Here is a 24,022-nt window from a genome sequence, read left to right on the forward strand (position 1 = left end):
TTTTTGGATTGTCTAGCAAGACGCAGTGGTTGAGTGGGCTCTACTACGCTGATTTCATCAGCTGTTACAGCCCTACTCAACTGTACGAAGGTGGGACGACGAAATCGAATTCTAACGAATTACCTATTTCTGTCCAACTCTCTCTAACTTGATTGATTAAAACCATGAAAATAACTTCATAATTGTCATATTGGTTTCTACTAAACGGGAATAATAAATGTTCCCCCCATTAATGTAGAGTTCCATCCCGTTTAAAAGAGAGATAGGGTGAAGATAAAGATAAGTTTCACCGGTTACATTGCCAAGGCTTGGCGCTACTACATCCCGCGAATAAGCGCGTGCCAACTCTAGGGAATTTGTTCCACCGTGTTTAGCTACATAATCAATGTAATCTTTCCCGAAATTATAGGCTTGAACGGCTGTCCAGCTATCAACCCCTTTTTTCTTGGCTTCTTTTAACTCATCTGAAAGAGTCTGAATACCTTGGCGAATGCTGGCCTTATTATCACTAATGGTATTGGTCTCACCACTTGCACTCTCACTAGCCTGCATGACATCGTCCTCTCGACCTTTGGTCTCTGTATAGATCATAGCCAGAATGAGGTTTTCATTGGCTGTGGTATCCTCCTCAGCAAGGACTTCTCTAACCAGAGAGCGATACTGCATGACTTGTTTGACATCATGGTGGATCTGGATCCCCTTGTAGATTCCAAATATAAGTAAGATGAATAAGAAGATCTTCACTATGCGTTTAATCATTATTTACTCTGTATATCCTCAATGTTTTTGATCAGAATAGAATAGGTCCCGTTCTCGTTTAGAATAAATTCAACAGATTCTGCATCTTCATAGACATTATTCGGAACGATCAGTTCAATTCCATTTGACAATGACAATTTCTGATTTTCAAACTTCTTCAACTGGCGAGATGCATCAATTTCTTCAAAAGTGACAGGTTCAGGTACAGCTTCTTTGACTTGGTCAATAAAACTGAGGCGGGCTGTCAGATTGTCATCGAAGAGATCATCTGCTAATTTCTCTGGAGAGAGTTTATTTTCTTCCTCGATATGATTGAAAATAGCTGATTTAACCTTTGATTGAAATTGAAAATCATCTGTATTAAAGCTTTCCGCAATTTTCTGGGCTGTTTTTTCTAGTGCCTTGATCGATTTTTTAGGTGAAATCTTAGGTTGCTCCTGGAGAAGATTCTCAGAGAAATAGTTCAAAAACGCTCCATTGTACTTGATTCGTTTTTCGATCAAATGGTACTTGCGGCTTTGAAGATTAATGACCAAAGCTTCATCTGCACCAGTCCCAAAGCCAGGTAGATTGTTTTGCGTCAACTTAATCGGATTATCCACTTCCCCACCAAGATGGGTCAATGTTTCCCGTAAGGCGATCCGAAGAAAGGCAAAATGATCCACCCCTTCTTTTGAGAATTGGATAAACACCAAATCGTTGGTCTTTTGATTCTCAGAGACGACAAATTCTTCTTTCCAGCGATTGGCTACGGCTACTGAAGTTTCTAGGAAATCATCCGTGATCATCTCAAGGAATGGATTGTCTTCCTCAAAAATGCCGGTCTTGGCCTCATCGGAATAGACACGCTCAATCTTTTTGCGCAAGTATTCCTCAATTTTAGGAGTGATATTGAGGAATTTGTCCGCCAGATAAAGGTCGGTATCATCTGGGCTGAATTGATGAATGATGGCTTTCTTTACGTAAATATCCATAAGATGGTTTAGTCCTTGTAAAGTGGGAAGGCATCTATCAAGGCTTTGACTTGGTTCCGCACTTCTTCTAATACCGCTGGGTTCTCTGCGTTTTTCAAGGTTTTGATCATCAGTTCAGCCACTGTACGGCTTTCCTCTACTCCAAAACCACGAGCGGTGATGGCTGCTGCACCAATCCGGATTCCACTTGTCTTGAATGGTGATAAAGTTTCGTAAGGAATGGAGTTCTTGTTGAGGGTAATGTTGACCTCGTCCAGTAAGTTTTGCGCTACTTTCCCATTTTCAACGACTTTGGTGACGTCGACAAGGAAAAGGTGGTTCTCTGTTCCGCCTGAAATAACACGGAAATCAGGATCTTGCAAGAAGACATCAGCCATAGCCTGACTGTTCTTAATCACGTTAGTGGCATACTCTTTAAAGGCAGGATCAAGCGCTTCTTTAAAAGCAACGGCTTTAGCTGCAACGACATGCTCTAGTGGTCCTCCTTGAATACCAGGGAAGATGGCAGAGTTAATTTTCTTAGCTAACTCCTCGTCATTGGTCAAGATCAAGCCACCACGAGGACCACGAAGAGTCTTGTGAGTGGTTGTTGTCGTGATATGGGCATAAGGAACTGGACTTGGGTGAAGACCTGCTGCAACTAGACCAGCAATATGGGCCATATCAACCATGAGCTTAGCTCCTACTGCATCTGCAATTTCACGGAATTTTGAGAAATCAATAATGTGAGAGTATGCTGAGGCACCAGCAACAATAAGTTTTGGTTTGACTTCTTGGGCTTGTTTTAAGATGGCGTCAAAATCCAAGAGTTCTGTTTCCGGATCTACACTATAGGACACAAAGTTATAAGTTTGACCAGAGAAGCTCACAGAAGCACCGTGCGTCAAATGCCCACCGGCAGCTAGATCCATCCCCATGACAGTGTCACCAGGTTCAATCAAGGCCATATAGGCAGCACAGTTGGCCTGACTACCTGAGTGGGGTTGAACATTGGCAAACTTAGCCCCAAAAATTTCCTTAGCGCGTTCGATGGCCAGACTTTCGACGACGTCTACAACATCAGTCCCACCGTAGTAACGACGACCCGGATAGCCTTCTGCGTATTTATTGGTCAGAATAGACCCTTGCGCTGCCATAACCGCCTTAGAGACGACATTTTCAGAAGCAATCAACTCGATATTGTTTTGTTGGCGTTCCTCTTCTTTTGAAATAGCATTCCATAGGTCTGCATCATAGGCTTTGTAATCTTCTTTATCAAAAATCATAGGTCTACTCCTTATTAAATAATTTTTTATATACATTATGACAGAGGAAGGTTATCTTCCTCAAAAGAAAGCTCGGGCACTTGTGCAAGCAAGTCAGCTTTCGTAATAGAACCTTGTCGTAAAATCCTCGCTTTGGCCCCAGAAATATCTAGGATAGTCGAATCTTGGCCAGTAAGGAAAGCATCATCCTCAAAGCCAGGAATTACCTGATCAAATTCTTTTACAATAGCTTCATACTTTGTTCCGCTAGCGTGTCCAGATAGATTTGCAGAAGGACCAACTAAAGGACCATATTTACGAATTAATTCCAATGTCTTTGGATGGGCTGGTATCCGAAAGCCAACCGTAGACATCCCTGAATGAATCCAGTCAGGAACCTTTTCATTTGCTTGAAGAATAATAGTTAAAGGCCCAGGTAAAAATGAATCAATCAGTTTTGTTAAATAGCTAGGTTGATTTTTCGAATAAATTCGAATATCTTCTTCGTCTGCTACATTCAAGTTCAGGGCTTTCTCTCTAGGTCTACGTTTTAATTCGTAAATATAATCAACTGCCTCTTGTTCCAAAGCTTTAGCGAAAATACCATAGACTGTTTCAGTTGGCAGAATAACCGCACGTCCTGCTTCTAATTCTTTATCAAGTAGATTCATTGTCCACGACCACCATTCTATCTTGTCCAAATTGGTCTTTCAGAACTCGAACTTGTTTGTTGGGAAATACCTCTTGAAAAAGCTCTTTTACCTTGCTTCCTTGCTTATAGCCAATTTCTAGATAGATCTTTCCTTCTGGTGTTAAAACACTTGGCGCTTGCTGAGCAATCTTTTCGTAGATAGCATATCCATCACGGTCTGCAAAGAGAGCTAAGTGAGGTTCAGAGGCTAAAACGTTAGCTCCAACTTCCTCTACATCGTCCCGTGAGATATAGGGTGGATTGGAAACAATCAAGTCGTATTGACCTTCTAGATGATCCAGAACATCAGAATACTTAAAATCAAGGATTACTTCTAACTGCTGGGCATTTTCTTGAGCAAGCTCCAAAGCCTCCTCTGACACATCACTAGCTTGAATCTGCCAGTTAGGTCTAGCAAGGGCTATGCTAATGGCAATGGCACCACTTCCTGTTCCAATATCCAGAACTCGTAAGGCTTCCCCAGCGTTTTCTTCAAGAATGAGTGCGACCAACTCTTCCGTTTCAGGTCTAGGAATCAGCACACGCTCATCAACTGTAAAAACATGACCAAAAAATTCTGCGCTGCCAATAATATATTGGGCAGGGACGTGATGTTTCAGCTGCTCAAAGATGGATAGAAGCAAGGCCTGATCCTCTACTTCCACTTCTTTTTGCAAGGCAAGGACAAAGTCTGTAAAAGTCCAGTTTTTTAAAGCACGATACGCGAAGGAGAGGCTTTCTGCTTCCTCTCCAACGGCTATTAATTCTTCTTCATACTGGGCTAATAATGGTCCCAACAACATTATTTGTTCAACTCTTCTAGTTTTTGTGTTTGGTCATACAAGACCAAAGCATCGACCACTTCATCTAATTTACCAGATAAGATAGTATCCAGTTTTTGAAGGGTCAAGCCAATCCGGTGATCGGTCACACGGTTTTGAGGGAAGTTGTAAGTCCGGATCCGCTCTGAACGGTCACCAGTACCGATGGTTGACTTCCGCTCAGCGTCTTGCTCGTCTTGAGCAATCTGAGCAAAGTGGTCAGCCACACGCGCACGGATGATCTTCATGGCTTTTTCGCGGTTCTTCTGTTGGGTCCGTTCTTCCTGCATCTCTACCTTGATATTGGTTGGCAAGTGGACGATACGAACGGCTGTTGCGACCTTATTGACGTTCTGTCCACCCGCACCAGATGCGTGGTAGATGTCAATTCGAAGGTCTTTTGGATCAATGTCGTACTCGACTTCTTCGATTTCTGGCATGACCAGAACGGTTGCTGTAGAAGTATGGACACGACCTTGGCTTTCTGTCACAGGAACCCGTTGTACCCGGTGGGCACCAGATTCATACTTGAGTTTCGAGTAGACCGATTGACCAGAAACCATGGCCACTACTTCTTTGATCCCGCCAACGCCATTGTAAGAGGCTTCCATGACCTCAAAGCGCCAACCTTGGCTTTCCGCGTATTTTTGATACATCTGCAAGAGGTCGCCAGCAAATAACTGCGCTTCGTCCCCTCCTGCTGCTCCACGAATTTCCAAGATAATGTTCTTGTCATCGTTTGGATCTTTTGGAAGAAGTAAGATCTTCAGTTTTTCTTCGTACTCTTCTTTTTCAGCCTTGGCATCTTTCAGCTCTTGCTTGGCCATTTCTTCCAAATCTGTATCGCCGCCTGCTTCCTTGATCATTTCTTCAGCATCAACGATATTTTGAAGCACTTGCTTGTACTCTCGGTAGGCTGTCACCGTGTCGCGAGTGGAAGCCTCTTCTTTTGAAAGCTCCATAAAACGCTTGGTATCAGAGACCACATCAGGGTCACTCAATAATTCCCCTAACTCTTCGTATCGGTCTTCTACAGCTTGTAGTTGATCATAGATATTCATGTTTGCTCCTTAATTCTAGGTTGTTAGATCATAGATTGCTACAATTTCGTCTTCTATGACTTGGCCAGTTTCTTTAAATCCATAATGGAGATAGCAAGATCTCGCTTGATTATTTTCCGGTTCATAAGATAACCAAAGACTTGTTGCTTTTCCAGCTGGCTCTGTTCGAACAAAGTCAATGACTGCATCCATAGTCGGTTTAAAATAGCCTAAACCTTGAAATCGTTTATCGATCATAAAACGAAATAACAAGTAGTTCCCCTTACTGATCCCAATTTTCCGGTCATAGGCAATCATAACAAAACCAACTAATACTTCCTTATCATAAACTGCTAAGGGAGCTATAAAATCACCATTTTTATCATATACATAGGCTTCAGCTAAACTAATGGAATTGGATGCAATAAAATTCCTTTGGTTTGGATGAACTTCTAGATTTAAAACGTCAAAATAATTCTCTATTGTAACATCTTTTAAACAAATAGACATTATTATCCTCTCTAAAACGTTCTAGACGCTTTCAGTTGGTATGTCTGGATTAAAATAATGTTTGCGGCAAACGGAGATATAGGTCTCGTGTCCACCGATCTGGATCTGCTCTCCATCGTAGACAGGTTTACCTGCTTGGGTACGCAAAACCATGGTCGCCTTGCGAGAACAGTATTGGCAGATGGTTTTGATCTCCTCGATCTTGTCGGCTAACAAGAGGAGGTGTTTGGAACCTTCAAAAAGTTCATTTCGGAAATCATTTTTGAGGCCAAAAGCCATGACCGGCACATCCAATTCATCCACGACTCTTGCCAAGTCATAGACATGGTGGCGTTTCAAAAACTGAGCTTCATCGATCAAGACACAGTAGGGTTTGATTGCTTGGTTTTTAATAAAGCCAAAGATATCCGTATCGTCTTCAATTGCAATAGCTTCCCGTTTCATACCGATCCGGCTAGAAACCACTCCTACTCCATCTCGTGTATCGATTGCTGAGGTCATGATGACGACGCTCTTGCCTTGCTCTTCATAATTATGGGCCACCTTCAAAATCTCAATGGTTTTCCCCGAGTTCATGGTCCCATATTTATAATATAATTGTGCCATTTTCCTTTTGTTCTCTCTAAAATGTGTTTCATTATCATTTTACCATAATTTTGCTAAGCTTTGTATCCCAAAATGTGATAAAATAGTCCTATAAAAAATTTAGGAGGTGGCCATATGCCATTTGTACGAATTGACCTATTTGAAGGACGCACCTTGGAACAAAAGAAAGCCTTGGCCAAGGAAGTAACCGAAGCTGTTGTCCGCAATACTGGCGCTCCTCAGTCAGCTGTTCACGTCATCATTAACGATATGCCTGAAGGAACTTACTTCCCTCAAGGTGAAATGCGCACCAAATAATGGTTCCACTAAAAAAGCCTTTCTTGCTTGTGATATCACATAGCATGAAAGGTTTTTTCTTATTTTTCTTGGGCTTGACGTTCTGCTTTCCGTTCTTCGAATTCTTCGTCACTCATCAAGGTTCCACCGACATTGGCTGATTTGGCAAAGGCTGTATAGCGACGCAACCAACCGCTAGAGATTTTTGATTTGAAAGGTTTCAAATATTTGCGACGTTCTGCAAGGGTTGCATCATCAACAAGCAAATCAATGGTACGATTTGGAAGATCGATCACGATTTCATCCCCATCTTCAATCAAGGCGATATTTCCACCTTCTGCTGCTTCTGGAGAAACGTGACCAATAGCAATCCCACGAGTAGCTCCTGAGAAACGACCATCCGTAATCAGTGCCACATCCTTACCAAGACCACGTCCGACAATCTTAGAGGTTGGCGCTAGCATCTCTGGCATACCAGGTCCACCCTGAGGACCCTCGTAACGAATAACGACGACATGTCCCTTCTTGACTGTTCCATTGTCAATCAACTCAAGGGCTTGATCTTGTGAATCGCAACAGATGGCCTTCCCACGGAAAGTGGTCACAGATGGATCTACTCCACCGACCTTGATAACAGCTCCATCCTGAGCAATATTTCCGTAGAGGATCGACAAACCACCTACAGGTGAAATAGGATGCTCAATTGGATGGATAATTTCTTCATTTTTAATTTCGGCACCAGCTACGTTTTCTTTCAAGGTTTTACCAGTAACTGTAATACGATCACCCTTAATGGCACCTTTTTTAATCAACTGATTGATAATGGCTGGAACACCACCAGCTTCATGCACATCATGCATGGTGTAAACACTTGAAGGGGCAATTTTAGAAAGATAAGGTGTCTTCTTGGCAATCTCGTTGATATCTTTGAGATCATAGTCAATCCCTGCTTCACGCGCAATAGCGAGCGTATGAAGCACCGTATTGGTAGAACCACCCATGGCCATATCGAGCGCAAAGGCATCATCGATAGCTTCTTTGGTCACAATATCCCGTGGACGAATATCCTTTTTAATATTCTCTACCAACTGTTTGGCCGCTTGGCGAACCAATTCCCGACGTTCATCTGAAACAGCTAGGATGGTACCATTTCCTGGAAGAGCAAGACCTAATACTTCCATCAAACAGTTCATGGAGTTGGCAGTAAACATACCAGAGCAAGAACCACAGGTTGGGCAGGCATTTTTTTCCAAGAAATCCAGCTCATCCATGCTCATATCACCAGCTTGATAAGTACCTACAGCTTCAAACAAACTTGAGAGAGTCGCCTGATGCCCCGTCATGTCAACGCCACCCTTCATGGGTCCACCAGAACAAAATACGGCAGGCACATTGGTCCGCATGGCTGCCAAAATCATACCTGGTGTAATCTTATCACAGTTGGGAATATAGAAAACACCGTCAAACCAGTGGGCATTGATGACTGTTTCAGCAGCATCTGCGATCAACTCACGAGATGGCAAACTATAACGCATCCCGATATGGCCCATCGCAATCCCATCATCGACACCGATGGTATTAAATTCAAAAGGAATCCCACCAGCCTCGCGAATAGCTTCCTTGGCAACATCTGCTAATTCACGTAGGTGGACATGCCCTGGAACAATATCAATATAGGAGTTACAAATGGCAATAAAGGGCTTTTGCATATCCTTTGCTGATTTTACTTGCCCTGTTGCATAGAGGAGACCACGTGCTGGTGCTCGGTCGATCCCCATTTTGATCATATCACTTCTCATCTTGTTCTCCTTCTAGTTCTTCATTTCTACCTCCTAATCTTACCACTTTGACATCAATTGTCAAGAACTTTCAGAAAATTTATAATATTCACGGTACACAAAAAGCCTGGTTTCCCAGACTTCATTTTAGTTTGTTTGTTTTTTTTCGATCTGCCAGAGCCGAAGTTGGTAACAAATTCCACTCACGACAAGGCTAGAAATAAGGCCGATCCAATAAGCATAGGGACCCAAGTTGGTCACATGGTCAAGGAAAATCCCTAAAGGAATCGAAATACACCAATAGCTAAAAACTCCTAATAAGAATGGAACGGTTGTATCCTTATAACCCCGCAAAATCCCTTGAAGGGGTGCTGCAAAGGTATCAGCTACTTGAAAAAAGAGACTATAGGTCATAAAAATAGCAGTTTGCTGCACAAAGACTGGATCCTTGCCGTATAGCCCTGCCAATTGAAAGCGGAATGTATAAAGAAAGACGAGGGTGACAATCGCAAAGCCAAAGGCTGTCAGCCGTCCCAAACGGCAATATTGTTTGACCACTTCTGGTCTTCCTGCTCCTAGTTCGTAAGATACAATAATAGCCATGGTGCTTGAGATACTGACTGGGAAAGCATACATCAGGGTAGAAAAATTCATGGCCGATTGGTGACTAGCGATGGTGAGTGATGGGAATTTTGCCATTAAAAGGCCAACCAGCGAGAAGATGATGACTTCTGCAAAAACAATTCCACCGATTGGAAGCCCAAGGCGTAATACTTCTTTCATTCCTTTAAAATCATAAGGTTGCGGCTTCCACAATTGGAAAGATGCTACCTTAGGGTGCTTGCACAAGATCAAAACTGCAATAGCCAGCAAGACCCAGTAGGCCAGAGAGGTTCCAAGACCTGCTCCCGCTCCTCCCATCTCAGGAAAACCAAAAGCCCCATAGATCAGGATATAGTTAAAACAAGCATTCAAAGGCAAGAGCAAGAGCATCAAGTACATCGATAAACGCGTCATTCCCAACGTATCAAGGAAGGTCCTCACGATACTAAAGAGCAACAAGGGTAAGATTCCTAGAGAAAGGAAATATAAGTAGCGAATGGCTATTTGAGCAACAACATTTTCTAAGCCGATCTGCTTGAGAATCATTGGCGCAATCCCCCAGACAAAGCCTATTAAGAGAATGGCCATAGCAAATGACATATAGAGGAATTGGTAAAAATCGCCAGCAATCCGTTCTTTATTTCCCTTGCCTAAGTGATGCCCAACAATCGGTGTCAGAGCAGAGACAATCCCGGTCAGGAAAGTAAAAAATGGATTCCACAGACTGGTAGCTGTAGAAACCCCAGCCAAATCAAGGGTCCGGTACTGACCGGTCATGGCTGTATCGACAAAGCTGGCTGAATAATTGGCCAATTGGTAGATCAAAATCGGCAAAAACAGACTTAAAAACAAGCGCAAGCGTTCTTTAAAGTGATAGGTTAAATACATGATTCTAACTCTCTTCTCGTCAAATAAGATTTTCTCTTCTTCCACTCTACTATATGTTGCCTTAAAAGTCAAAAAAACCGAAGATCCAAGGACCTCCGGTAAATTTGAGATAATTATTTATTGCGGTTTAAAATCGCATTGAGAACGATTGCTAAGACACTTGCGACGACAATCCCGTTTGCAAAGAACATTTGGAATCCTGTTGGAAGGCCATTAAAGAGGGTACTGTTATTCAAGCCAACCCCTGCTGCAATCGATACAGCTGCGATGAGGAAATTGTGCTCGTTGTGCTCGAAATCAACACGCGCAAGGATCTGCATCCCTTGAATAGATACAAAACCAAACATGACCAGCATCGCTCCACCAAGAACTGGGCTTGGGATGATTTGTGCTAAAGCTCCAAACTTTGGAAGGAGACCGAGTAGAACAAGGAAACCAGCCGCATAATAGATTGGAAGACGAGTCTTGATACCAGACAATTTCACTAAACCAACGTTTTGTGAGAATCCAGTGTAAGGGAAGGTATTGAAGATACCACCGAGAAGAACGGCCAACCCTTCAGCACGATAGCCATTACGGAGGCGCGTGCTATCAATCGGATCTTTGGTAATATCTGAAAGTGCAAGATAAACACCAGTTGATTCGACCATGGAAACCGTCGCGATAATACACATCATTAAGATTGAAGTGATTTCAAACTTAGGTGCTCCAAAGAAGAATGGTGTTGGAACGTGAACGACTGGTGCTTGCGATACAGGTGTGAAATCCACCAAGCCCATTGAGGCCGCAATAGCAGTCCCTGCGATCAAGCCAATCAAAATAGAGATAGATTTGATAAAGCCAGTCGTATAAATGTTGACCACAAGAATGATGAGAATGGTGATCACGGCTAAAATCAGACTTTGCACCGTTGGTTTGGCTGCGTTATTCCCCATGTTCCCAATCGCTACCGGAATCAAGGTCAAACCAATGGTCGTAATGACAGATCCCGTCACAATGGATGGGAAGAGGTTGGCGATTTTCGAGAAGAATCCTGAGACCAGAACCACGTAAATCCCTGAGACAATCAAGGCACCAAACATGGCCCCACTACCATGGCTAGCCCCGATCATACTGAGAGGCGCTACAGACTGAAAGGCAACTCCAAGGACTACTGGAAGTCCGATCCCAAAGTATTTATTGAGTTGCACTTGAAGGAAAGTTGCTACCCCACACATGAAGATATCTGTAGAGATGAGGTAGGTTAGTTGATGATCGTTATAGCCCAAAGCTCTTGCGATCATGATCGGCACCAAAATAGATCCCGAATACATAGCCAAAAGGTGTTGCAAGCCTAGAACGGATGCCTGTGAATGGCTTTCTTGTTTTTGCATTAGATGTCTGCCTCCTTAAATACAACCTGACCATTTTCAAAACGGTCCAAACGCGCGAGGGATACAACTGGATATCCCAACTCTTCTAGTAATCCCCGTCCATCTTGGAAGGATTTTTCAATGACGATTCCAACGGCTTCCACTTGAGCACCAGCTTGTTCGATGATCTGAATCAAGCCCTTAGCCGCTTGACCATTTGCTAGGAAATCATCAATAATCAAAACCTTATCCGCTGGATCTAAGAATTTACCAGCAATTGAAACCGTACTAGTGACTTGCTTGGTAAAGGAATAAACCTCAGCCGTCAAGATGCCCTCATTCATGGTAATGTTTTTCGCTTTCTTCGCAAAAATCATAGGGACATCTAGTGCTTCCGCTACATAAAGGGCTGGCGCGATCCCAGACGCTTCAATGGTGACGACTTTGGTAATACCCGCATCTTTGAACCGGTCCGCAAAGGTCTGGCCAATTTCTTTCATGAGTTTGAAATCCACTTGGTGGGTCAAAAAGGAGTCCACCTTGAGGATATTCTCACCTAAAACGTTACCATCTTTTAAGATGCGTTCTTCAAGTAATTTCATACTTCCTCCTACTTTCTATAAAATCCGTTACTTATCCACAAAACACAAAAAGGCCTGCAAAGCAAGCCTTGAATATCCTCTAACAAAAGGATTTATCTCGACTTACTTATTGTTAGGTGTTCCGGCACCTTGTAGAAACATCACGCCCATTCGTGAAATAAATAAGTAATTCAATTAGTGTGCATCGCCATTCCAGATGGAATTCTTAACGATCACATAGTCAACGTGTTTCAAATCTGCTAATTTTCGGCCTCCAGCATACGAGATCGAACTTTGCAAATCTTGTTCCATTTCTGTCAAGGTGTCTTGCAAATGACCCTTGGCAGGCAATAAAATCTTCTTGCCTTCGACGTTCTTATAAGCGCCTTTTTGATACTCTGAAGCAGATCCATAGTACTCTTTGAAAGACTCTCCGTCGATTTCTACTGTTTTACCAGGACTTTCGATATGACCTGCAAAAAGAGAACCAATCATGACCATAGACGCCCCGAAACGAATCGATTTGGCAATATCACCATGGGTCCGAATCCCACCGTCCGCAATAATTGGCTTACGCGCTGCTTTTGAGCACCAGCGAAGGGCAGCCAATTGCCAACCACCTGTACCAAATCCAGTCTTCACTTTGGTGATACAAACCTTACCAGGGCCGATTCCGACCTTAGTCGCATCAGCTCCCGCATTTTCTAATTCACGAACAGCTTCAGGTGTTCCAACATTTCCAGCAATGACAAAAGTATCTGGCAATTCCTTCTTGATGTGTTGAATCATCCGAATGACACTATCCGCATGACCGTGTGCGATATCAATGGTAATGTACTCAGGCGCATCTGCCTTTAATTGACTCACAAAGTCGTATTCGTATTCCTTAACACCAACCGAAATGGATGCGATTAAACCTTGATCATGCATGCGTTTGACAAAAGGAATCCGTCCCGCTTCATCAAAACGGTGCATGATGTAGAAGTATCCACCACGCGCCAACTGCTCTGCTACATTCTCATCCAAGATCGTCTGCATATTAGCTGGAACAACTGGTAGCTTGAAGGTATGTTTTCCAAATTGAACGGTTGTGTCTGCTTCAGACCGGCTATTGATGATACATTTGTTGGGAATCAACTGGATATCTTCATAGTCGAAAATAGGAAATTCATTTAACATCGATTGTAAAATCTCTTTTCTAAAAACTGACCTACCTATGCGCAAGCGCATCGCTACGTCTCTTGACGTTTCCTTGATAGATTATACCAAAGATACGGACTTAATGCAACGGGAACGATTTTATAGGAAACAACGTTCGGAAATTACAAAATAAAACCTGTTTCAAAAAGAGAAACAGGTTTTATTTATGAATATTTTGGAGCCAATTGTTGATTTCTCTAGCTACAATTTCTGGTGCCTCTGTATACAGTTCGTGCCCCAAGCCTTCCAGCAAGACTTGCTGGATCTTAGGATCTAGTTGATTCAGAGCTGCTTTCCTCCATTCAGGTTCTTCTTGGTATCGAGGGCCAATAAAGAGGACGGGCTTGTCCGAAAGTGAAATCTGGTCAGCCTTGATGATACGTCTCAAGCGCAATAAGGCCAAGACTTTTTCTAGATCCAGATTTAATTCATATTGTTCACTCGCTGGATTCCAGCGATAGCTAGCCTCTACTGCTTTTCGCGCTATAGGCGTAGGATCTGCTCCATCACCGAATTCTGCTAACACGGCTTCTTCCAATGTCGAAAAGACTTGCTGTTGCATGAAGAACGATGTACCATCTAGTTCTTCCTCCAAAGGCAGGATCTTTTCCATATCTAGATAGCCCCCATCCAAGAGAATCAGAGCCTTTATCTGAGGAAATTCAACAGCCAGATAACGAGCCAAATCTCCACCTAAGGAATGCCCCAATAAACAGATCTCTTCCGCCTGGTCAATCTGACCTTGAAACCAAACCCGAAGATCGTTTTCTGTCTGGATCATTTCCCTGTATGGATCTAAAAAGATTACCTGAAAGCCGAGCTCATCGATAAGTGGCGCCAGATGGTAGCAATTGCCACCTAGGCCACCAATAAAATAAAACTTCATTGTTTCTTACCTTTTTTAATTTTATTATTAGTTGCTTCATTGGTTAGCGCCAGTCTTTTCAATCCAATATTGTTGCTCTTTAGGGACCAACTGATCAAAACTTCCTGAAAAAACTTTCCATCCGTTTGGCACATATCTCTCGTAGTTTTTCATCCCTAGATGGTTTGAATAAAATTCCTCTTTATCAAAATTGATGAAAAGATCCGGGAGCAAGGCTTTTCCTTCCAGAATAATCTCTGAATTCCAATCCTTCCCCTCCATCGAACGTTTGATCATTGCGATCAATTCTTCAATGGTCACCTTCAGCCAGTCATCCTTATACATTTCTAAATAAGTCCCAAGATTGCTTTTTGTAATCACATGAAGGTTCTGTTGAATCTCAGGTAAATAGGAAAAATCAAGATCCAAACCCGCTTCCTTGTAAGCCTGAATATATTTATCAATATCCATGGTCCACATATCGTTTGAACAAATGTACCAATTAAAGTGATGGTTCACAATAACCCCAACAATATTTATTTCTGGCTTGTTTATTAATTGATCTTTATCCACTAGTTTTTTCCCTCTTCTCCTACCTACTTGTTCCAAACTGACAATAGTACTTACTTACCAAGCATTACCTATCTATAATACCTAATTATACTTTGACAAGCAAGTTGGTTACCGGGTAGAAAGCAAAAAAAGCCAGCTAAAAGGGATTAGCTGACTGATGTGATATCTAATAAAACTTTCTCTGCTAGATAAAAAGTCCGTTTCCAGCCTTCAAAACCAAGTATTTCACATTCGTAAATCGAACTTACTGACTTAAGCTCTCTAATAACTTTTGGCATTTTTCGTCGATCAATTCTCTATTAACTAATTGCTGTATCCATCTATCTGGCATACCTTCCAGTTTGTAAAGAGCTCCAGCAAAGCTTCCTGTGATGGCACCAATCGTATCGGTATCATTTCCGAGATTGATCGCTTTTAGAACTGCTTCTTCAAAAGTCTCTGTTGTTCCCAGACACCAGAGACTAGCTTTCAGACTATCAACCACATAACCTGTAGACATTATTTCTTCTCGTTGTTTTTGATAAAAATCCTTGTCAAATAACTCTCTGAACTGATCTTGGTATTCTTTCCAGTATTCTGAATTTGATCTGAAATAATCCTCTAACAGAGGTTGAAGGTCTTCCATCGTCTCTTCCAATGACTTATTGAATAGTAAATCGATTAAAATCTGAACATAAATAATAGAGGCAACAAGCGACCTTGGGTGCGCATGTGTAAGCTGAGTATATTTCTCAATCTTTTCACAATTTTCTGTGAAATCACCTCTATCTTTTAAAACGAAAGCCAAGGGTGCGATCCGCATAAGAGCGCCATTCCCATTGTCTCGTTCTCCTCTTCCTCCACATTCCTCTGGAGAGACACCAGACAAGTACCTCTCAATCGCTTGATTGGTAGCAATCCCGATATCAAAGCAAGTCCCAAAGGGAGTCAAATAACCTTGACGATAAGCAACAAACTTATCCATTAATCCAGACAAATCTGATTTTTCACTCAAATGTTCAACGAGAGCAAGAGTTAAAGAGGTATCATCTGACCAAGTCCCAGGTGGCTGATTATAGGTTCCGTAGCCCTCCATCTTTGTAATATGGTAGGTGTCTCTTTCATTGAACTCAACGGGAACCCCTAGCGCATCACCAATAGCTAAACCATAGATAACAGAGTTTATCTGTTCCTTTAAATGATCCATTTTATCTTGTCTTAACTCCTCATCGATTTTTTTCTGTAAACCCATGGCCTTCTCCTATCTAATTTTTAAACGATAATTCATTTTCACCGTACTTAGTTCCGATTATATTTTATTTTCCTCTCTTTTTCAAATTTAATGAGTTATACATCACGAGACTTATTATTCTATTTTATCTTCAACAACTAAATCATAAGGAAAATACGGCACACCTTCCAATTCCTTGTAGTCCAATCCCTTCAATTTGCAGAGCGCGCCTGATTCAAAGGACCAGTAGCCTACATGATTTTTAATATTCTGCTTATGTACATCATACCAAGCAGCATCCCTACTCCCTTGGTACCATTTCTTAGTTACATATTCTTTGAGCAGTTTGAGAGCCTGATCAGAATTCTCTTCTTCAATGATTTTCTGAGTATATCCATAAGGTTTAGGAAAATTGTAGTTTATCCGAATTGTCCACTCTGGATGACGAGCTTGAATCAGATAATCGATCAAATAGTCCTCCGGATCATCTTTTTTTATCAAGCCTACTAACTGATTAAAAGTCTCTTCATCAATGTTTAAAAGAATCCCAATAGAAAGCGCCCAGAGCATTTGTTCGTAGCCCCATTCCTTACGCCAAACTGGTATTAGAGACGATACAAATATAATATATTCCTCTTTAAATGCTGACAAAGAGTCTCCAATAGAATACGTTGCTAATAAAATGTCTCTCTGGTAGGACAAAATAGTAGCTAAAGTTGACTTATATACTTCTATCGTTGGCTTTTTATAGTTTTCGATGCCATTCTCTAAATCACTTTGAAGTTTTTGTAATTTCACTTGAAAATACAGCAAGGCTTCTTTGTTTGATATCAAGCCATCTTTATAATTCTCTTCTGTATTCAAAGTATCTCGTAAACCCATTTTGTGTCTCCTTTATAAAGGCCAAACCGTGGTCTTTTGACTTTAATCCTCTTCAGAACGATTCGTTAAATCAATCTGAGATCTCAAGCGATTTTGTTCTAATTCAAAGTCATGTCTCGCTTTGATAAATCAACACCCCACTTCTTTGCTCTCTCAAAATCTGCCTCAGTCGGTTCTAATTTATCATCGATAATATGGCCAGCCTCATCGTACTCGATATAAGTAACTCTCGCCCCTAAAACATAATATGCGTGTGATTTTAATGCGCCGTTTTCATAGTATTTCTTTTGAATTCCATCAGCCGCACCGCAATCTTGAGGATTGATGCTTTCAATATTTCCATTAGGATAAAACAATACATTCATTCCATGACGGAACCCATCTTTAATATAACCATAATACTCTAATTTACCATCTGGGTATAAATCATAAGCTAAACCTGTAAATGGAATTTCTTCGCTAGATTCGTTATCACAAACAATCTGCTCACAATACCATCCACCCCAGGCAAGCTCTTCTTCAAAACAAACACCATTTTGAAGCACTTCTTCTTTTGTTAAAATCTTCTCTTCCATTACTTTTCAACCTAAGTTCATATCAAAGCTATTTCTCCGTAACCAAATCATATGGAAAATACGGAAATCCTTCTAATTGTTTATAATCTAAGCCCTTGAGTTTGCAGAGAGCGCCTGATTCAAAGGACCAATAGCCATAATAATTATCAATATTCTCTTTATGCAAATCATACCAGCCTTCATCTCTACATCCCTGATACCATTTTTTAGTCAAGTATTCTTTCAAGAGAGATATGGCCTTTTCAGAATTTTCTTCCTCGATAATCTTTCAGGTAAAGCCATAAGGTCTTGGGAAATTATAGTTTATCCGAATTGTCCACTCTGGATGACATGATTGAATCAAGTAATCAATCAAATAATCCTCTGGATCATCTTTTTTTGACCAAGTCTACCAATTTATCAAAAATCTCCTCATCAATCACTAACAAAATACCAATGGAAAGGGCCCAGAGCATTGCATCATAACCTGAATTACTATACCAAACAGGAAGAAGGCTGTTGACAAAGTTAATATATTCCTCCTTAAAATCTTCAAGAGGATAACCAGCAGTATAGGTAGCAACTAATAATTCTTCCGTCAATACATTAATTGTCCTCTTTGTATTTGCAATAACTTTGTCATTTGTTAGCTTGTATCTTTGAACTCCTTCCTCCGTATCCTTCATTAAACTCTTAATTTTATTTCGTTTTTCATTTATTAGGTTTTTTTCAAAATTAATTAACTTTTGTATTCTATCACTCGTTGTTATTTCATCCCTTAAAATCATATTTTTCTCCTATGGATTTATTTTGATTATCAGATCTTCCTATACTTTTCCACCTTCCGCAACCAAATCATATGGAAAATACGAAAAACCTTCTAGCTGTTTATAGTCTAAGCCCTTGAGTTTGCAGAGAGCGCTAGATTCAAAGGACCAGTAACCATAATAACTTCTGTTATTAGTTTTATGTAAATTGTACCATCCTGTATCTCTACTCCCTTGGTACCATTTCTTAGCCAAATATTCTTTAAGTAATTTTAGAGCCTTTTCAGAATCCTCTTCTTCAATAATTTTTCTGGTAAAAGCATAAGGTTTTGGAAAATTATAATTCAGTCGATTCTTCCACTCTGGACGACGATATTGAATCAGATAGTCAATCAAATAGTCCTTTGGGTCATCCTTCTTGACCAAATTTACTAGTTGATTAAACATATCCTCCTCAATATCTAACAAAATTCCAATAGAGAGAGCCCAGACCATTTGTTCATAGCCAGAATTGCCTTGCCAAGATAGTTGCAAACACTCTACATACTTAAAATACTCACCCTTGAAATCTTCAATAGAATAACCTGCAGTATAAGTCGCTATCATAACTTCTTTTTGGTACCGACATATTGATGATCCTATATTCGAAATGACAACTTTATTGTCCAAAGAAAATATTTGGATTCCTTCTTTCTCATCCTGTTCAATTGCTTGAATTCTTTCTTCAGAATCTTGAATGGCTTTTTGAAAAACTTGGATTAGACCATTGATATTATTATTATCTGAAAACGTGTCTCTTAGTTCCAATTCTATCTTCTTTCTATGTCCTTATATCAGTTATCTATGGTTTCGCACTTTCCGCAACCAAATCATATGGAAAATACGGAAGCCCTTCTAACTGTTTATAATCTAAGCACTTAATCTTGCAGAGCGCACCTGATTCAAAGGACCAATAGCCATAATAATTATCAATATTGCGCTTATGCAAATCATACCAGCCTTCATCTCTACATCCCTGATACCATTTTTTTGTCAAGTATTCTTTCAAGAGAGACACGGCCTTTTCAGAATTTTCTTCCTCGATAATATTTCGGGTAAAGCCATAAGGTCTTGGAAAATTATAGTTTATCCGAATTGTCCACTCTGGATGACGAGATTGGATGAGGTAATCGATCAAATAGTCCTCTGGATCATCTTTCCTTACCAAATCTACCAATTTATCAAAAGTCGTTTCCTCAATCTCTAACAAAATACCAATGGAAAGGGCCCAGAGCATTGCATCATATCCTGAATTTCTATGCCACACAGGGACAAGACTATCAACAAATGTAAGGTACTCTTCTTTAAATTTTTCAATAGAATATCCTGCAGTGTAGGTGGCTATCATATTCTCCTTCTGATAAATAGAAATATCAAGTTGTACTGATTTGATAATTTCTTCAACCGATCGTTTGTATGAATTTTCCCCTTGTTTTAATTTCGTTAATTCTTGAGTTCATTCATCAATAGATAATTTATTAATTTGAATGAGTTCATTAATTTTATCTTCGATAAAAATATTATCTCTTTTCATCATTTTTCTCCTATTGGTATATGGAACTTTTTTTCGCGTTGTGTGACCAAAAAAATTTAAAAATATCTTCTGTATTAATCCTACTGGATAATTATTTTACAGTCCCTTGTATATTACTCAGTCAGGCCTCACAAATGAACTGTCATTCTATTTCCTACTATCATACCGAAATACAGTTTGAAGATCAAGTTCGTCACTAGATAGGGGAAGTTGATTAGCAAAAAAGAGCCCACAGGGTCTCTATCTGAATAAACAGGATACAAAAAAATCCACTCACTTGTTGTGAAATGGATTGCTTCTTCATTAACGGTTCAACAAGAAATTGAACAATTTTTCGACAATTTTTACGACCAACCAGCATAAGAATCCGATATAGCTGAAATAGAAAATGAGTGACAAAATCGTAATAATCATGGTTTCCTCCTTCATCGATTGCAAGTCCTTGTCTTATTATACCTTTTTATGCAATCGAACTCAATAGAATTTTGAAAATTGTCAGATTATTCTTTTTCTTTCTTATCTTCTTTTGCGTCTTGATCAGCTTCTTCACTGCCTTTATTGACAGCTGTCTTAAATTCAGCAAACATTTTGCCAATAGACTGGCCCAACTCAGGCAGGCGTTTTGGTCCAAAAATCAAGAGGGCACCCAAGATGATGATGATCAAACCTGGTGCTCCAATATCACGTAAAATTCCCATTAGTTTCTCCTTTTTCTCGAATAGATGACTTTACTGATGGCGACACTCACTTCAAATAAGAGGATCAAAGGGAGCGTCATGGCCAAGTCACTGATAAAGTCAGCTGGGGTCAGCACGACGGCTAAGACCAGCAGGACAAAGTAAGCGTAACGACGGTAGGTGATTAAAAACTGTGGTGTCAAAAGCCCAATTGAGGTCAGAAAAGCGACTAAAACTGGTAACTCAAACAAGACTCCTAAAGGCAAGGTAGTGTGCCATAAGAAGGTTAAATAATTTTGCGCCGTCAATTGGGTATCAAACAGTCCTTCTCCCAAGCGCATCAAAACCTCTAAAATAGCTGGGCTGACAAAGAAATAACCAAATGCAAGCCCCAGCACAAAGCAAATAAAGCTAGCTGGGATGTAGGCAAAGACTGCACGCGCCTCCTTCTCCCTTAAAGCCGGTCTCACAAATTGCCAAATCTGGTAGACAATAAAGGGCAGGGTCAGGCTAAAGGCTGTGAGATTGGCCAGCGAAACATAGATCCAGAGGATATCATTTGGCCCTAGTACCAGCAGTTTTTGATGGAGGCTAGCCGTCAAGATCTGGTAGAGTTCTCCTCCAAATACAAAGGCTACAATAAAGACGATAATGTAACACAAGACCACTACGATCAATCGTTTTCGAAATTCGACCAAGTGCTCGACAATGGTCATTTTATCTGCTCTACTCTTTGCCATGTTGTCTCACCGCGATAAGGGCGATCAGGGCCACAAAGAGTAGTTGAGGAAGAAGAACTTCCCAGCTTGGATAGATCCCCGCCCAATCGATGGTAGGAAGTCCATTAACCAAATGACTAGGTAAGATATTGGTCAACTGAAGGGCGTGGATGCTGACACCAAGCATCTTGAAGGCCAAGGCGTAAATCAACCACGTCAGAATGAAAAAGATCCGATGAGGTTGGATAGCTTGACTGGCCTTGGTCATCGCCACTGCAATGATGATGAGAACAGCTATGGCAAGCCCGATTCCTAGTATGAAATGAGCGGTTGTAATCCGTGGAATGATCCCAACATAGAAGAGAATGGTCTCAGCCCCTTCACGAAAGACTGCTAAGAAACTGAGGGCAAACATAGAAACAAAACTTCCTGTAGCCGTTACCGTCTTCATCTGACGGTCCATAAAGGCATTCCACTGTTTGACAGAGGACTTGCTGTGTAGCCAAATTCCAATGAGGATCATCATGACCACAGCGAAAATCCCAACGCCACCTTCAATAATTTCCCGGTTAGAGCCCGAAGTCACAGCTGGAAAAGCTACTTGCAAAACAAGAGCGATCGCTACGCTGGCAAGAACACCAGCAAGAGCTCCACCATAGACCCATTTGAGTCCTTTCCTCATCTTAGCTGCCTTAAGGGTCGTCACAAGGGCCATGACGATCAGAAGGGCTTCTACTCCTTCACGTAGAAGAATCAACATAGCGTCAAAAGCGTTGTAAGAAGCTGTCGTATCGATCGCAGAAAGGTCCCTGATCAAGGCTTGTAATTTCTCTTGATAGGTCTTTTCTTTCCCCTTAACCATAATGACCGGGGATTCACTCTCTACTCGTGTGTAGAGGCTTGGATTGGTCGTGCTGACATCCCCCTCAATAGTTGGCCAGATGGTGATGAACTGCTTCATAGTTGCTGCAGCAGATTTATCGTCGCCGGATTGGAATTGGCTTTGCGCCTTCTCCAAAAGCTTGATCCCATCTTTCAGTGTCAAATCCGTACTGGCACTGCTAATCGCTTCTCCTTTTACAAAGGCATCAATCCCATTTTTGAGGTCATCATAGGAGGACTGGATGCTGGTGAAGTCAGTAGGCTCTGTTTCAATGCTACTACGTAAGAGCGAAATGGCCGTCTCGATTTTGCCATAGTAGACTGTGCTATGACCCCTTACCACTGCTTCGTTTCGTGTCCAGGTATTATTGAGATCAGCATAGGTTTGACGGGTTTTCTCCAGATCCTTAGCTGTAATGGCATCTTGTAAGTTCTTAAAATAAGGAGCGAGGCGACTCACGAGTTTGTCTTTTTCCGCCTCTAAATCGACCGGATTTTGCTCTTTTTCAAAAGCTAGCAAGGCTGATGAAATCTTAGTGAGATCCTCTTTGGTTACCTCCCCTTTTATAGCTAGAGCTTGGCTAACTTTTTTTCCTGCCTTGGAATCATGGTGATCTTTGGATTTAAAATTATCCTGAATCTCAGCGATCAATTCCTTGGCCTTATCCTGGTTCTTATTTTCTACAGCGGTTGTTGCATCTGTGATCTTGATAAAGAGATCGCTATAAGATTCCGCAGCCACTGGATGAGTCCAGAACAAGGCAAGAAGGCCTAACAAGATCAAGAGTTTATTCAAAGAGTGCTTGACCAAGGTAGCCTCCTTTCTCTACGCCTGCAAAGCAAGCAAAGAGTCCACTTCCGATATGGGTGATGTACTCGTTCATTTTATCCTCTGCACCTAGATTGGTTTGGATTTTAACAAAACTGTTTGGATCTTTTTGAAAGGCGATAAAAATCAAGCCTGCATCAAATTGCCCAGTCTGTTCATTGATGCCATCCGAATAGGAATAGGAACGCCGTAAAATCGGACGATCCACTTCTTTGGCCAAACGGACATGTGAATCTACTGGTAGTTTAGATAAATCTACTTCATCAAATTCGTTGGTTTTCCCAAATGGAGCGCCGGACTCCTTGTAGCGACCAAAGGTGTTTTCCTGCTCCTGCAAGTTGGTCCGGTCCCAAGTTTCCAAATGCATTTGGACTAGGCGAAGAGCCATATAGGAACCACCCTTCATCCAGTCCTTGCTGTCAGTCCAGACGACCTTATCAAAGTCCTTCTCCGTCGTGACATTTGCTGTTCCATCTTTAAAGCCAAAGAGGTTACGCGGCGTTTCTTTTCTGTCACCAATCGCCGCAAAACCGGACTTGCTCCACTTCATGGTGATGGTGTTGCGACCTTTGCGGATGAGATTTCGCACCGCATGAAAGGCTACTTGCTCATCGTCTGCACAGGCCTGAATGACGATATCGCCACCTGTGTATTTGTCCTGCAACTGCTCCTTTGGAAATGGAGGCAAATCACGAAAGAGCTTTGGACGTTTAGCTTCCAAGCCCAGTTTCTTGAGAAAGGTAGCCGAAACCCCAAACGTCAGGCTCAAGCGATAGGGATTGAGTCCCACTGTTTCACCTGTATCTGTTGGAGGCAAGAGGGCATTGGAACCATCTTTTTTGACCAATTCTCCTTCGACTAATTTACTACTATAATCAGTCCAGTCTTTAAAGAGCTGGATGACTTCTTTTTTGTCCGTCGTGTGAAGATCCAGCACCACCAAGTAGCAAGCCTTCTGCATAGCCGTCGTAATCCCGGCTTGGTGCTTGCCATAAAAAGAGATGTCTTCATCCCCATCATAAGCTTTTTTACTGGAACTGTCTTGATTAGCGAAAAAAGCAGATGCACCAGAAAGGCCCAGTGCTATACCAGCCCCTCCAATACCTGCTTTTTTAAGAAATTCACGACGGTCCATTTTTTTATCTAAAAATTTTTCGTCAGCCATTTT

At 41.4% G+C, this 24,022-nt stretch carries 24 protein-coding genes, 2 pseudogenes and 1 riboswitch; of the genes and pseudogenes, 1 reads left to right on the forward strand and 25 read right to left on the reverse strand.

All coding sequences use genetic code 11. The features are described 5' to 3' along the window. Positions 1-156: 156 nt before the first annotated feature. From ADI76_RS07860 to ADI76_RS07895, 8 genes are read right to left on the reverse strand one after another with little or no spacing between them, the layout of a single operon-like run. Complete coding sequence (locus tag ADI76_RS07860; RefSeq protein WP_003007284.1) at positions 157-759, reverse strand: lysozyme family protein; 603 nt, start codon at positions 757-759, stop codon at positions 157-159. Next, on the reverse strand, positions 759-1,733 hold the full coding sequence (locus tag ADI76_RS07865; protein ID WP_049515606.1) for a nucleoid-associated protein: 975 nt from the start codon (positions 1,731-1,733) through the stop codon (positions 759-761). Before ADI76_RS07865 ends, ADI76_RS07860 begins: the two co-directional genes overlap by 1 nt. Positions 1,734-1,741: 8 nt before the next feature. After that, positions 1,742-2,998: a serine hydroxymethyltransferase gene (glyA, locus tag ADI76_RS07870; RefSeq protein ID WP_049515608.1), complete on the reverse strand. Its 1,257-nt coding sequence runs from the start codon at positions 2,996-2,998 to the stop codon at positions 1,742-1,744. 35 nt (positions 2,999-3,033) lie between these two features. Further along, a complete protein-coding gene (locus ADI76_RS07875) occupies positions 3,034-3,648 on the reverse strand; it encodes an L-threonylcarbamoyladenylate synthase (RefSeq protein WP_049515610.1) in 615 nt (204 codons plus the stop codon). Further along, a complete protein-coding gene (prmC, locus tag ADI76_RS07880; RefSeq protein WP_049515612.1) occupies positions 3,635-4,471 on the reverse strand; it encodes a peptide chain release factor N(5)-glutamine methyltransferase in 837 nt (278 codons plus the stop codon). The genes ADI76_RS07875 and prmC overlap by 14 nt, the downstream gene beginning before the upstream one ends. Then, a complete protein-coding gene (prfA, locus tag ADI76_RS07885) occupies positions 4,471-5,550 on the reverse strand; it encodes a peptide chain release factor 1 (protein WP_049515614.1) in 1,080 nt (359 codons plus the stop codon). The genes prmC and prfA overlap by 1 nt, the downstream gene beginning before the upstream one ends. Before the next feature lie 15 nt (positions 5,551-5,565). Next, positions 5,566-6,039: a GNAT family N-acetyltransferase gene (locus ADI76_RS07890; protein WP_049515616.1), complete on the reverse strand. Its 474-nt coding sequence runs from the start codon at positions 6,037-6,039 to the stop codon at positions 5,566-5,568. Positions 6,040-6,060: 21 nt separating this feature from the next. Beyond that, complete coding sequence (locus ADI76_RS07895) at positions 6,061-6,645, reverse strand: thymidine kinase (protein ID WP_049515618.1); 585 nt, start codon at positions 6,643-6,645, stop codon at positions 6,061-6,063. A gap of 114 nt (positions 6,646-6,759) precedes the next feature. Here ADI76_RS07895 and ADI76_RS07900 point away from each other — a divergent pair, with 114 nt between their 5' ends. After that, on the forward strand, positions 6,760-6,942 hold the full coding sequence (locus tag ADI76_RS07900) for a 4-oxalocrotonate tautomerase (protein ID WP_001117401.1): 183 nt from the start codon (positions 6,760-6,762) through the stop codon (positions 6,940-6,942). 59 nt (positions 6,943-7,001) lie between these two features. Here ADI76_RS07900 and ilvD read toward each other — a convergent pair whose 3' ends face one another. The 17 genes and pseudogenes from ilvD to efeB form a co-directional block, all read right to left on the reverse strand. Further along, complete coding sequence (gene ilvD / locus ADI76_RS07905; protein WP_049515620.1) at positions 7,002-8,720, reverse strand: dihydroxy-acid dehydratase; 1,719 nt, start codon at positions 8,718-8,720, stop codon at positions 7,002-7,004. A gap of 126 nt (positions 8,721-8,846) precedes the next feature. After that, positions 8,847-10,190, reverse strand: coding sequence for an MATE family efflux transporter (locus tag ADI76_RS07910; protein ID WP_049515622.1), 1,344 nt, complete (start codon positions 10,188-10,190; stop codon positions 8,847-8,849). Between the two features lie 113 nt (positions 10,191-10,303). Then, a complete protein-coding gene (locus ADI76_RS07915) occupies positions 10,304-11,563 on the reverse strand; it encodes a nucleobase:cation symporter-2 family protein (RefSeq protein WP_049497933.1) in 1,260 nt (419 codons plus the stop codon). Continuing rightward, the gene (locus ADI76_RS07920) at positions 11,563-12,144 is read right to left on the reverse strand and encodes a xanthine phosphoribosyltransferase (RefSeq protein WP_049497932.1); all 582 of its coding nucleotides are present in this window, start codon (positions 12,142-12,144) and stop codon (positions 11,563-11,565) included. Before ADI76_RS07920 ends, ADI76_RS07915 begins: the two co-directional genes overlap by 1 nt. Before the next feature lie 89 nt (positions 12,145-12,233). Continuing rightward, a riboswitch (purine riboswitch) is annotated at positions 12,234-12,329 on the reverse strand. Further along, positions 12,319-13,302, reverse strand: coding sequence for a GMP reductase (guaC, locus tag ADI76_RS07925; protein ID WP_021153179.1), 984 nt, complete (start codon positions 13,300-13,302; stop codon positions 12,319-12,321). (Overlaps the previous riboswitch by 11 nt.) Before the next feature lie 181 nt (positions 13,303-13,483). Next, positions 13,484-14,209 (reverse strand): alpha/beta fold hydrolase, encoded by a 726-nt coding sequence (locus ADI76_RS07930; RefSeq protein WP_049515625.1) that lies wholly within the window; start codon positions 14,207-14,209, stop codon positions 13,484-13,486. A 36-nt stretch (positions 14,210-14,245) separates the two neighbouring features. After that, positions 14,246-14,761, reverse strand: coding sequence for a hypothetical protein (locus ADI76_RS07935; RefSeq protein WP_049515627.1), 516 nt, complete (start codon positions 14,759-14,761; stop codon positions 14,246-14,248). Positions 14,762-15,005: 244 nt separating this feature from the next. After that, a complete protein-coding gene (locus tag ADI76_RS07940; RefSeq protein WP_049515629.1) occupies positions 15,006-15,992 on the reverse strand; it encodes an ADP-ribosylglycohydrolase family protein in 987 nt (328 codons plus the stop codon). 114 nt (positions 15,993-16,106) lie between these two features. Further along, positions 16,107-16,853 (reverse strand): PoNe immunity protein domain-containing protein, encoded by a 747-nt coding sequence (locus ADI76_RS07945; RefSeq protein ID WP_049515631.1) that lies wholly within the window; start codon positions 16,851-16,853, stop codon positions 16,107-16,109. A 98-nt stretch (positions 16,854-16,951) separates the two neighbouring features. Next, positions 16,952-17,428 (reverse strand): toxin-antitoxin system YwqK family antitoxin, encoded by a 477-nt coding sequence (locus ADI76_RS07950; protein WP_049515633.1) that lies wholly within the window; start codon positions 17,426-17,428, stop codon positions 16,952-16,954. 28 nt (positions 17,429-17,456) lie between these two features. After that, a pseudogene (locus ADI76_RS07955) lies at positions 17,457-18,195 on the reverse strand (PoNe immunity protein domain-containing protein). Between the two features lie 39 nt (positions 18,196-18,234). Further along, on the reverse strand, positions 18,235-18,981 hold the full coding sequence (locus tag ADI76_RS07960; RefSeq protein WP_049515635.1) for a PoNe immunity protein domain-containing protein: 747 nt from the start codon (positions 18,979-18,981) through the stop codon (positions 18,235-18,237). A 34-nt stretch (positions 18,982-19,015) separates the two neighbouring features. Continuing rightward, positions 19,016-19,747 (reverse strand): annotated as a pseudogene (locus tag ADI76_RS07965) (PoNe immunity protein domain-containing protein). A gap of 500 nt (positions 19,748-20,247) precedes the next feature. Then, positions 20,248-20,445 carry a Sec-independent protein translocase subunit TatA/TatB gene (locus tag ADI76_RS07970; RefSeq protein ID WP_009731003.1) on the reverse strand — a complete coding sequence of 66 codons (198 nt, stop codon included), beginning with the start codon at positions 20,443-20,445 and terminating at the stop codon, positions 20,248-20,250. Then, complete coding sequence (tatC, locus tag ADI76_RS07975) at positions 20,445-21,164, reverse strand: twin-arginine translocase subunit TatC (RefSeq protein WP_049515637.1); 720 nt, start codon at positions 21,162-21,164, stop codon at positions 20,445-20,447. Before tatC ends, ADI76_RS07970 begins: the two co-directional genes overlap by 1 nt. Further along, a complete protein-coding gene (locus ADI76_RS07980) occupies positions 21,151-22,836 on the reverse strand; it encodes an FTR1 family iron permease (RefSeq protein ID WP_049515639.1) in 1,686 nt (561 codons plus the stop codon). Before ADI76_RS07980 ends, tatC begins: the two co-directional genes overlap by 14 nt. Beyond that, positions 22,814-24,019, reverse strand: coding sequence for an iron uptake transporter deferrochelatase/peroxidase subunit (efeB, locus tag ADI76_RS07985; protein ID WP_049515641.1), 1,206 nt, complete (start codon positions 24,017-24,019; stop codon positions 22,814-22,816). Before efeB ends, ADI76_RS07980 begins: the two co-directional genes overlap by 23 nt. Positions 24,020-24,022: the final 3 nt, after the last annotated feature.

The organism is Streptococcus parasanguinis (assembly GCF_001074805.1).
GTDB lineage: Bacteria > Bacillota > Bacilli > Lactobacillales > Streptococcaceae > Streptococcus > Streptococcus parasanguinis_A.

Excerpts from the sequence above, each read along its gene's own strand:
- ADI76_RS07860 (WP_003007284.1), bottom strand. The coding sequence starts at position 759 with ATGATTAAACGCATAGTGAAGATCTTCTTATTCATCTTACTTATATTT.
- ADI76_RS07865 (WP_049515606.1), bottom strand. The coding sequence starts at position 1,733 with ATGGATATTTACGTAAAGAAAGCCATCATTCATCAATTCAGCCCAGAT.
- glyA (WP_049515608.1), bottom strand. The coding sequence starts at position 2,998 with ATGATTTTTGATAAAGAAGATTACAAAGCCTATGATGCAGACCTATGG.
- ADI76_RS07875 (WP_049515610.1), bottom strand. The coding sequence starts at position 3,648 with ATGAATCTACTTGATAAAGAATTAGAAGCAGGACGTGCGGTTATTCTG.
- prmC (WP_049515612.1), bottom strand. The coding sequence starts at position 4,471 with ATGTTGTTGGGACCATTATTAGCCCAGTATGAAGAAGAATTAATAGCC.
- prfA (WP_049515614.1), bottom strand. The coding sequence starts at position 5,550 with ATGAATATCTATGATCAACTACAAGCTGTAGAAGACCGATACGAAGAG.
- ADI76_RS07890 (WP_049515616.1), bottom strand. The coding sequence starts at position 6,039 with ATGTCTATTTGTTTAAAAGATGTTACAATAGAGAATTATTTTGACGTT.
- ADI76_RS07895 (WP_049515618.1), bottom strand. The coding sequence starts at position 6,645 with ATGGCACAATTATATTATAAATATGGGACCATGAACTCGGGGAAAACC.
- ADI76_RS07900 (WP_001117401.1), top strand. The coding sequence starts at position 6,760 with ATGCCATTTGTACGAATTGACCTATTTGAAGGACGCACCTTGGAACAA.
- ilvD (WP_049515620.1), bottom strand. The coding sequence starts at position 8,720 with ATGAGAAGTGATATGATCAAAATGGGGATCGACCGAGCACCAGCACGT.
- ADI76_RS07910 (WP_049515622.1), bottom strand. The coding sequence starts at position 10,190 with ATGTATTTAACCTATCACTTTAAAGAACGCTTGCGCTTGTTTTTAAGT.
- ADI76_RS07915 (WP_049497933.1), bottom strand. The coding sequence starts at position 11,563 with ATGCAAAAACAAGAAAGCCATTCACAGGCATCCGTTCTAGGCTTGCAA.
- ADI76_RS07920 (WP_049497932.1), bottom strand. The coding sequence starts at position 12,144 with ATGAAATTACTTGAAGAACGCATCTTAAAAGATGGTAACGTTTTAGGT.
- guaC (WP_021153179.1), bottom strand. The coding sequence starts at position 13,302 with ATGTTAAATGAATTTCCTATTTTCGACTATGAAGATATCCAGTTGATT.
- ADI76_RS07930 (WP_049515625.1), bottom strand. The coding sequence starts at position 14,209 with ATGAAGTTTTATTTTATTGGTGGCCTAGGTGGCAATTGCTACCATCTG.
- ADI76_RS07940 (WP_049515629.1), bottom strand. The coding sequence starts at position 15,992 with ATGGGTTTACAGAAAAAAATCGATGAGGAGTTAAGACAAGATAAAATG.
- ADI76_RS07945 (WP_049515631.1), bottom strand. The coding sequence starts at position 16,853 with ATGGGTTTACGAGATACTTTGAATACAGAAGAGAATTATAAAGATGGC.
- ADI76_RS07950 (WP_049515633.1), bottom strand. The coding sequence starts at position 17,428 with ATGGAAGAGAAGATTTTAACAAAAGAAGAAGTGCTTCAAAATGGTGTT.
- ADI76_RS07970 (WP_009731003.1), bottom strand. The coding sequence starts at position 20,445 with ATGGGAATTTTACGTGATATTGGAGCACCAGGTTTGATCATCATCATC.
- tatC (WP_049515637.1), bottom strand. The coding sequence starts at position 21,164 with ATGGCAAAGAGTAGAGCAGATAAAATGACCATTGTCGAGCACTTGGTC.
- efeB (WP_049515641.1), bottom strand. The coding sequence starts at position 24,019 with ATGGCTGACGAAAAATTTTTAGATAAAAAAATGGACCGTCGTGAATTT.